Annotated in this window: 6 protein-coding genes, 1 tRNA gene and 2 rRNA genes; 3 read left to right on the top strand and 6 right to left on the bottom strand. The window is 52.4% G+C overall.

Features of this window, described 5'->3' with window-relative positions; translation table 11 throughout:
• Positions 1-4: 4 nt before the first annotated feature.
• The 3 genes from rrf (QQF33_RS07490) to rrf (QQF33_RS07480) all read left to right on the top strand — a co-directional run bounded on the left by rrf (QQF33_RS07490) (position 5) and on the right by rrf (QQF33_RS07480) (position 369).
• Positions 5-120: ribosomal RNA gene (rrf, locus tag QQF33_RS07490) — 5S ribosomal RNA — on the top strand.
• A gap of 14 nt (positions 121-134) precedes the next feature.
• A tRNA-Thr gene (locus QQF33_RS07485) sits at positions 135-210 on the top strand.
• A 43-nt stretch (positions 211-253) separates the two neighbouring features.
• Positions 254-369 (top strand): 5S ribosomal RNA (gene rrf / locus QQF33_RS07480).
• A 105-nt stretch (positions 370-474) separates the two neighbouring features.
• Here the strand turns inward: rrf (QQF33_RS07480) and QQF33_RS07475 are convergent.
• The 6 genes from QQF33_RS07475 to QQF33_RS07450 form a co-directional block, all read right to left on the bottom strand.
• Entirely contained in the window at positions 475-1233 is a 759-nt protein-coding gene (locus tag QQF33_RS07475) for an amino acid ABC transporter ATP-binding protein (protein ID WP_282491906.1), read from the bottom strand.
• 7 nt (positions 1234-1240) lie between these two features.
• Positions 1241-2344 carry an amino acid ABC transporter permease gene (locus QQF33_RS07470; RefSeq protein WP_282491905.1) on the bottom strand — a complete coding sequence of 368 codons (1104 nt, stop codon included), beginning with the start codon at positions 2342-2344 and terminating at the stop codon, positions 1241-1243.
• Between the two features lie 9 nt (positions 2345-2353).
• Positions 2354-3535 (bottom strand): amino acid ABC transporter permease, encoded by a 1182-nt coding sequence (locus QQF33_RS07465; protein WP_282491904.1) that lies wholly within the window; start codon positions 3533-3535, stop codon positions 2354-2356.
• A 68-nt stretch (positions 3536-3603) separates the two neighbouring features.
• A complete protein-coding gene (locus QQF33_RS07460) occupies positions 3604-4629 on the bottom strand; it encodes an amino acid ABC transporter substrate-binding protein (protein ID WP_282491903.1) in 1026 nt (341 codons plus the stop codon).
• Positions 4630-5107: 478 nt separating this feature from the next.
• The gene (locus QQF33_RS07455; RefSeq protein ID WP_015960684.1) at positions 5108-5329 is read right to left on the bottom strand and encodes a lipoprotein; all 222 of its coding nucleotides are present in this window, start codon (positions 5327-5329) and stop codon (positions 5108-5110) included.
• Positions 5330-5644: 315 nt separating this feature from the next.
• Positions 5645-8755, bottom strand: coding sequence for an efflux RND transporter permease subunit (locus QQF33_RS07450; RefSeq protein WP_285148089.1), 3111 nt, complete (start codon positions 8753-8755; stop codon positions 5645-5647).
• Positions 8756-8757 lie beyond the last annotated feature (2 nt).

The following is an 8757-nucleotide window of genomic DNA, read 5'->3' as shown; positions in this document are numbered from 1 at the left end:
TTTGCCTGGCGGCTTTAGCGCGGTGGTCCCACCTGACCCCATGCCGAACTCAGAAGTGAAACGCCGTAGCGCCGATGGTAGTGTGGGGTCTCCCCATGTGAGAGTAGGGAACTGCCAGGCATCAAATTTAGCGTGCTGATATGGCTCAGTTGGTAGAGCGCACCCTTGGTAAGGGTGAGGTCCCCAGTTCGACTCTGGGTATCAGCACCACTTTATTACGTGGTTGAAGTTCGGCAATAGTAAAAAGAATTTGTCTGGCGGCTTTAGCGCGGTGGTCCCACCTGACCCCATGCCGAACTCAGAAGTGAAACGCCGTAGCGCCGATGGTAGTGTGGGGTCTCCCCATGTGAGAGTAGGGAACTGCCAGACATCAAATAAGTGAAAAGGCCATCCGCAAGGATGGCCTTTTTGCGTTTAAGTCTCAGAAATACAATGACTACCCGGCAGCAAAAAGCCACCGGGCAACGAAAACCATTAATGAATCACCTGAGACAGGAATGCGCGCGTACGTTCAGATTTAGGATGCGCGAAAAACTCTTCCGGAGGAGCCTGTTCCACGATTTCCCCACGATCCATAAAGATCACTCTGTCCGCCACCGTCCTGGCAAAGCCCATCTCATGCGTCACACAGAGCATAGTCATTCCCGATTGCGCCAGACCAATCATCGTATCCAGCACCTCTTTCACCATCTCCGGATCCAGCGCTGAAGTCGGTTCATCAAACAGCATGATTTTAGGTTTCATGCACAGAGAACGGGCGATCGCCACACGCTGCTGCTGCCCACCAGAGATCTGTCCGGGGAACTTGTTCGCATGCTCGGCTATACGCACGCGTTCCAGGTAATGCATCGCCAGCGCTTCGGCCTCCTTCCTGGGCATCTTCTGGACCCAAATAGGTGCCAGCGTGCAGTTCTGCAACACGGTCAAATGCGGGAATAAATTGAAATGCTGAAATACCATTCCCACTTCCTGGCGGACCCGTTCGATATTGCGAATGTCTTCATCCAGCTCAATCCCGTCAACAACAATCCGGCCTTGTTGATGTTCCTCAAGATGGTTAATACAGCGAATAGTCGTCGACTTTCCTGAACCTGAGGGGCCGCACAGGACAATACGTTCGCCCTGTTTAACCTTTAGGTTGATATCTTTCAGGACATGAAACTGGCCGTACCATTTATTGACGTTTTCCAGCGTAATCATCGCGTCGGCAGGGGTCATCGTTATTTTGCTCATAAATTCCTCAGTGCGGTGTACGCCCGGTGTTAAAGCGCTTTTCCAGATGTTGGCTGTAGCGCGACATGCTGAAACAGAAGATCCAGTAAACAAGTGCAGCGAAAACATAGCCTTCGGTCGACATCCCGAGCCATGCCGGGTCGACCGTTGCCTGCTGAACGCTGCTAAAGAGATCGAACAATCCGATGATGATCACCAGGCTGGTATCTTTGAAGAGTGCGATGATGGTGTTCACCAGACCAGGGATAACCATCTTGAGAGCCTGAGGTAAGATCACGAGCCCCTGCGTTTTCCAGTAACCGAGCGCCAGCGATTCAGCGGCTTCGTACTGACCTTTCGGCAGCGCCTGCAGACCTCCGCGAACCACCTCTGCGACATAAGCCGACTGGAATAAAACAACACCCACCAGAGCGCGGATCAGTTTGTCGATCGTGGTGCCTTCCGCCATAAATAGCGGCAGCATCACGGAAGACATAAACAGGACGGTGATCAGCGGCACCCCGCGCCAGAACTCAATGAAAATCACCGAAAGAATGCGCACCACCGGCATGGTGGAGCGACGGCCAAGTGCCAGCAGAATGCCTAACGGCAGCGCTCCGGCGATCCCCACAGACGCGATGATTAGCGTCAACGTCAATCCGCCCCACTGGCGCGTCTCGACTCGCTCCAGCCCCAGAATTCCCCCATACAGCAGCAGCCAGACAATCAGTGGATACACTACCGCCCAGCAGGCAATGTAACGTCCACGGCGCGGCAGGTTTTTCCAGAACATCGGCACAATCGACAGCAACCCGACAACCAGCGCCAGATTGATGCGCCAGCGCTGATCGTGTGGATACAGCCCATACATAAACTGGCCAAAACGTTCGTGAATAAACACCCAGCAGGCGCCTGCTTTGGTACAGTCTGCCCGCGTTGAGCCCACCCAGTTTGCCTGCAGGAAAGCCCAGTTCAGAAGCGGAGGGATCAACTCCCACATCAGCCATAAGCTGACAATCGTCAGGAGACTGTTGCTCCAGGAGGAGAACAGATTTTTGCGTGCCCAGGCGATGAAACGCCAGCTTCCGGTGCTGGACGGACGCGAGGGGTGTGACAATACGGCTTTTGTCATCATGGTTCCTTAGCGCTCAACCAGGGCGATACGGCGGTTATAGATATTCATCAGCAATGAGATCGTCAGGCTGATAATCAGATAGACGGACATCGTGATAGCGATCGTCTCGATAGCTTGTCCGGTCTGGTTCAGTACGGTTCCGGCGAACAGCGAAACCATGTCGGGATAACCAATCGCGGCAGCCAGCGAGGAGTTTTTAGCGATATTGAGGTACTGACTGGTCAGCGGTGGGATGATCACGCGTAAGGCTTGAGGGATGATCACCTGGCGCAGCGTTACCGGGTTAGGTAAGCCGAGAGAACGCGCAGCCTCGTGCTGCCCATAGGGAACCGCCTGAATACCGGAGCGAATGATTTCTGCAATAAATGCGGAGGTATAAATCGACAGCGCCAGCGTCAGGGCTGCCAGTTCAGGAATGAGGACCATTCCACCGCGGAAGTTAAAGCCCCGGAGCTGCGGAATATCCCAGTGCAAAGCGGCTCCGAACACCCATTGCGCCAGTAACGGCAATCCTATGATCAATGCGGCGCCGATTGGCCATGTCCGGCGAAGTTGCCCGGTTTTAATCTGCAGCGTCCGGTTATAGCGAAACAGCCCCACGGTAATCGCAATCGCAATAACAATGGCCGCGATAAACGCATACAAACCCTCACCCGCAAGAGGTGAGGGGATATAGAGACCCCGGTTACTCAGATAAAAAAGATCCCAGGCATCAACGGCCTGACGCGGGCCGGGCAGATTACGCAGTACGGCGAAATACCAGAAAAAGATCTGCAGCAGTGGCGGAATATTGCGAAACGTCTCGATATAAATCGTCGACAGTTTGCGTAAGAGCCAGTTATCAGAAAGGCGTGCAAGACCGAGGAAAAAACCCAGGAATGAAGCAAATACAATACAGAGTCCGGAGACCAGCAGTGTATTAAGCAAACCGACCAGAAACACCCTTCCGTAGGTATCACCCTCTTGATAATCAATCAGATGCTGCACAATACCAAAACCAGCACTGCGATCCAGAAATGCAAAGCCTGAAGTAATACCGCGATTGCTCAGGTTGGCCACAGTGTTATGAATCAAATAAACCGCAACAACCACAACGGCAACGACGGCGATTATCTGGAATAGCCAGGCGCGAACCGCGGGATGAGAAAAGGAAAGCTTTCCTTTTACGGCTAAGCGGCGATGGGACATAAAGAAACCTCGGTAACCATGACTCTGGATGGGGCACCGCAGTTGCAGTGCCCGTTACAGCCAAATGCTTAACGTACTGGCGGAGCGTACTGAATACCGCCGTTGTTCCAGAGGTTGTTCTGGCCACGTTTGATCTTCAGCGCACTTTCCGATCCCACGTTGCGCTCGAAGATCTCTGAATAGTTACCGACGTGTTTGATGATGTTATAAGCCCACTTATTGTCGAGTTTCAGATCTTTGCCGAAGTCACCCTCTTTACCCAGAAGATGTGCCATATCCGGTGTTGATGGATTTGCCGCTTTCTCGTCGACGTTTTTCGAGTTGATACCCATTTCTTCGGCGTTCAGCATGGCAAACAGCGTCCAGCGAACGATCGAGAACCAGTCTTCATCACCGCGACGAACCACCGGGCCGAGAGGTTCTTTCGAGATAACTTCAGGCAGAACAATCCATTCCGCCGGGTTGCTCAGCTTGATGCGCAGGGCATACAGCTGTGACTGGTCAGAGGCCAGCGTATCGCAACGGCCTGATTCCAGCGCTTTAGCGGATTCGTCAGAGCGATCGAAGGTCACAGGCGTGTATTTCATGTTGTTGGCTTTGAAATAGTCGGCGACGTTCAGCTCGGTATCGGTGCCAGCCTGAATACATACGGTGGCGCCATCCAGCTCTTTCGCGCTCTTCAGCCCCGCTTTGTTATGGGTCAGGAAGCCGATGCCGTCATAATAGGTCACGCCGGTGAACGACATCCCCATCCCGGCATCACGGGATGACGTCCATGTGGTATTACGAGAAAGCATGTCTACTTCGCCGGATTGCAAAGCGGTGAAACGTTCTTTCGCCGTCAGCGGGGTGTATTTTACTTTGGTATCATCCCCGAAGAGAGCGGCTGCAACGCCACGGCAAACATCGACATCAATGCCAGTGAACTTTCCGTCCGCATCGGCGTAAGAGAAGCCCGGTAACCCATCACTAATACCGCATTGCACAAAGCCTTTCTTTTTAACGGCATCCAGCGTGGTACCCGCATGAGCCTGACCCGCTACAGCAAACAGCATGCCCGCAGCGGCAAGGCTGGCTATCATCGTCTTTTTCATATTGCATCCTGTGTGGCGAAATTTATCTTTATAGAAAGTCGTTTTAAAACGCTTTACCTGTCTGTGGCGTTGGCCGACGTTTATAAAGCAAACGTAATGCCAGTTTTTGCGTTCGGCAGAAATTGGGATAATTGAACGCATAATGCAGAGTGTAGACAGGGATAAATAAATCGAGCGCCCCGGAATGGTGCGAAATCACAACCTACGCCACAAATCAGAGCAAAAGTTGCGAGTCCGTCAGTGAATTCAGGAAGATAGTTTCTGACGTGAATATTGGCAGGATAGTTAATCTCGTTAATTTGTGAAAAGTATCACGCGGGAAAATGAAATAAAAAATACACCGCAAAAAAGATGTGAGAAGAATCAGGTATTAATAAGCGAGGCAGAATGAAGAGGGGAGTTTTTTTAACGAATCGTAAAAAGGCTGCACTGATTTGAAGCAAAAGCGCGGACTAGACGCGCTTTTGCCAGGGAAAGATTATTTAGTTAACGCGACGATACCTAGCGTCAGGCCAGCAACAGCAGCGGCACCACCGGCGATGGCCCCTGCTGTTTCCCAGTTATCCTGGGTGGTTCCTTTCATACAGGTATTGGTATGAACCAGTCGGCCTTGATCGTCATAAACCGGAACACACGGAGAGTCGTGTGCGCAACCGGCAAGAAGCGCAGCGAGTGTTGCAACGCAAATGAATCTTTTCATGATGTTACCTCAGAATTAAAACTTACTCGCTATAAAACCGAAAGGGTATTTATCGAGCTGGAGAACATTTTACCACTACATTCCTCTGCAGAGTCAGTATGAATAATCTCAAATTATGTGGTTTGTAAAAATCGTGGAGAAGATTTAGGAAAGGCATGAATTTATGAAGGAAGTGTGGATGTAATAAATGAATAACCGGGGTTGTTAGCGTTTCTCATTATTCGCAGACGCATCATAATACAATGATAGTTTGTGCGCTAATGTTCTCTTTGAAGGAAAAAGAAAAGGCGCCGAGCGACGCCTTTTCTGTTTAATTTACTTATCGTTGCGGTTAAATCGTCTTCTGACGACCACAAAGAAGACAGGAACGAAGAAGATAGCCAGCAGTGTTGCGGACAACATCCCTCCCATCACCCCTGTCCCCACGGCGTTTTGCGCACCGCTGCCTGCACCATGGCTGATAACCAGAGGCAGTACACCGAGGATAAACGCCAGGGAGGTCATCAGAATCGGGCGAAGACGCATGCGTGATGCCTCAAGGGTGGCTTCGATAACGCCTTTGCCTTCTTTCTCCATCAGGTCTTTCGCAAACTCCACAATAAGAATGGCGTTCTTGGCGGATAACCCGATGGTGGTGAGGAGTCCCACCTGGAAATAGACATCGTTGTTCAGACCGCGCAACGACGCGCCGAGCAGGGCACCAATAACACCCAGCGGCACGACAAGCATAACGGAGAAGGGAATCGACCAGCTCTCGTAAAGCGCCGCCAGACACAGGAACACCACGATGAGCGAAATGGCATACAGCGCAGGAGCCTGATTGCCAGAGAGTCGTTCCTGATAGGACATTCCCGTCCAGTCGTAGCCAATCCCGGAAGGCAGTTTCTGCGCAAGTGACTCCATCAGGACCATTGCTTCACCGGTACTTTTGCCTGGCGCAGCTTCACCAAGAATTTCCATGGATGGCATACCGTTGTAGCGCTCAAGGCGCGGGGAGCCTGAAATCCAGCGCGAGGTACTAAACGCAGAGAAGGGAACCATCTCTCCGTTAGCACTGCGCACATACAGATTGTTGATATCTCCCGGCAACATACGGAACGGCGCATCTGCCTGCGCGTACACTTTTTTCACGCGACCGTGATCGATAAAGTCGTTTACGTAGGTCCCGCCGAGGGCGGTTGAAATGGTCTGGTTGATATCAGACACGCTCACACCCAGCGCCTGCGCTTTCTCCTGGTCGACATCCAGCTTGAATTGCGGCGTATCTTCCAGCCCGTTTGGACGCACACGCTCCAGCATCTCAGGATGTTCTTTAACCATGCCCAGCAACTGATTACGTGCTTTTGTCAGCTCGGTATGTCCAAGGTTTGCCTGGTCAATCAGCTCAAAGTCAAAGCCGGTTGCGGTACCCAGTTCGATAATCGCTGGCAGGTTGAAGGGGAACACCAGGCCATCTTTGATCTGGCTAAAGGCTTTGGTCGCACGGCCAACGATCGCTCCTACACTATTCTCAGCGCCTGGACGTTGATCCCATGGCTTAAGACTGATGAACGCGATACCGGAGTTTTGCCCCTGGCCACTGAAGCTAAAGCCGTTAACCGTAAAGACCGATTCTACGTTGGCTTTTTCTTTGGTTTGATAGTACTGCTGGACCTGATCCAGGATCTGCTGTGTGCGGGTTTGCGTGGCACCAGCCGGAAGCTGGACCATGGTCATAAACACGCCCTGATCTTCCTCAGGCAGGAAGGAGGTCGGGAGACGTAAAAACAGTACCGCCATGCCCGCGACAATCAGCACATACACCACCAGATAGCGCCCGGTTCTGCGTAAGATACCGCCCACGCTATTGCTGTAATGCTCCACGCTCTTATCAAAGAGATTGTTGAACCAGCCAAAGAAACCGCCTTTTGCATGATGCTCTTCCGATGCCGGTTTAAGCAGTGTGGCGCAAAGGGCGGGTGTCAGAATTAACGCAACCAGCACGGAAAGGGCCATGGCAGAAACGATGGTCAGGGAGAACTGACGGTAAATGGCACCGGTAGATCCACCAAAAAAGGCCATCGGAACAAACACCGCCGAAAGCACCATCGCGATACCGACCAGCGCCCCCTGGATTTGCTCCATGGATTTTTGCGTTGCCTCTTTTGGCGGGAGCTTGTCTTCCACCATAACGCGTTCAACGTTCTCCACGACCACGATGGCATCATCGACCAACAAGCCTATCGCCAGCACCATCCCAAACATCGTTAGGGTATTGATGGAAAATCCGAAAGCGCCCAGCACGGCAAAAGTCCCCAGCAATACGACGGGCACCGCAATGGTGGGGATAAGAGTGGCACGCAGGTTTTGCAGGAACAGATACATGACGAGGAAGACCAGAATGATCGCCTCGAACAGGGTTTTGACCACTTCATGAATGGAGATTTTCACGAAAGGTGTCGTGTCGTACGGATAAACGACTTTCAGCCCTTGCGGGAAGAAGGCCTGCAGCTCTGCCAGTTTTGATTTAATGGCCGCGGCGGTATCCAGCGCGTTCGCACCTGTCGCTAACTTGATGCCGAGACCGGTGGCCGCCTGGCCGTTGATCTTCGTCACCATGTTGTAGTTTTCACCGCCAAGCTCAATGCGGGCCACATCTTTCAGATGCACCATTGAGCCATCCTGATTCACTTTCAGCGTAATTTTGCCAAACTCTTCCGGTGTTTTCAGGCGCGTTTGCGCGATGATCGAGGCGTTCAGCTGCTGCCCAGGTACTGCAGGCGTCCCCCCCAGTTGCCCGGCAGCGATCTGGTTGTTCTGGGTTTTAAGCTGATTAATGACATCCAGCGGCGTCAGCTGATACTTATTCAGCGCGTTGCTGTCGAGCCAGATGCGCATGGCGTACTGCGCGCCAAACAGCTGAACGTCGCCCACACCGGAGGTCCGGCTGATGGAGTCTTTGACGTTGGAGGCGACGTAGTCTGAGATATCATCCTGCGTCAGGCTTTTGTTATCAGAGACAAAGCCGGCGACCAGAAGGAAGCTGCTGCTGGATTTCTCCACGCCGATCCCTTGCTGCTGCACTTCTTGCGGCAGGAGCGGCATCGCCAGCTGGAGTTTGTTCTGAACCTGTACCTGCGCGATATCCGGATCCGTACCAGACTGGAAGGTCAGAGTGATGGTCACATTACCCGCTGAATCGCTGGTGGAGGACATGTACATCAGGTTATCGATACCATTCATGTTTTGTTCGATAACCTGGGTCACGGTGTCCTGCACCGTCTGCGCATCAGCGCCAGGATAAACAGCCGTAACGGCTACGGCTGGTGGCGCGATGGTGGGATACTGCGCCACCGGCAATTTGAGAATTGCCAGCCCGCCCGCAATCATCAATATGATGGCGAGTACCCAGGCGAAAATCGGCCTTTGAATAAAGAAGTTAGCCATTG

The organism is Lelliottia wanjuensis (genome assembly GCF_030238365.1).
Classification (GTDB): domain Bacteria; phylum Pseudomonadota; class Gammaproteobacteria; order Enterobacterales; family Enterobacteriaceae; genus Enterobacter; species Enterobacter wanjuensis.
This window is presented reverse-complemented; position numbering and strand designations above follow the sequence as displayed.